Annotated in this window: 1 protein-coding gene; it reads right to left on the bottom strand. The window is 50.4% G+C overall.

Annotated elements, in window-relative coordinates:
• The coding region (locus tag D8791_RS10400; protein ID WP_185760595.1) for a hypothetical protein at positions 1-814 on the bottom strand (814 nt) is incomplete at both ends.

Genomic DNA, 814 nt, shown 5'->3' with positions numbered 1-814 from the left:
CCTCAGTGCCTCACTCAGCGCATCAGATTCAGCAAGTACAAGCTTGAGTACCAGCCTAAGTGCTTCGATCAGTGCCTCAGAGTCAACAAGCACGAGCCTGAGCACGAGTCTCAGTGCATCAATTAGTGCAAGCGACTCAGCAAGCACCAGCTTGAGTACCAGCCTAAGTGCTTCGATCAGTGCCTCAGAGTCAACAAGCACGAGCTTGAGCACAAGCCTCAGTGCCTCAATTAGCGCTTCAGATTCAGCCAGCACAAGTTTGAGTACCAGCCTCAGTGCCTCACTCAGCGCTTCAGATTCATCAAGCACCAGCCTGAGCACGAGCCTCAGTGCCTCAATCAGTGCAAGCGACTCAGCAAGTACAAGTTTGAGCACAAGTCTAAGTGCTTCACTCAGTGCGTCAGATTCAGCAAGTACAAGCTTGAGTACCAGCCTCAGTGCCTCACACAGTGCGTCAGACTCAACAAGTACCAGCTTGAGTACTAGCCTCAGTGCATCAATCAGTGCGTCAGATTCAACAAGTACAAGTTTGAGCACAAGTCTAAGTGCATCAATTAGTGTAAGTGACTCAGCAAGCACCAGCTTGAGCACGAGCCTCAGTGCATCAATCAGTGCAAGCGACTCAGCAAGTACCAGCTTGAGTACCAGCCTCAGTGCCTCACACAGTGCGTCAGACTCAACAAGTACCAGCTTGAGTACTAGCCTCAGTGCATCACTCAGTGCGTCAGATTCAACAAGTACAAGTTTGAGCACAAGTCTAAGTGCATCAATTAGCGCATCAGATTCAGCAAGCACCAGCCTGAGAACGAGCCTC

Source organism: Streptococcus cristatus (assembly GCF_003943515.1).
Taxonomy (GTDB): domain Bacteria; phylum Bacillota; class Bacilli; order Lactobacillales; family Streptococcaceae; genus Streptococcus; species Streptococcus cristatus_D.
The sequence above is the reverse complement of the archived record's forward strand: the minus strand, read 5'-3'. Positions and strand labels throughout refer to the sequence as shown.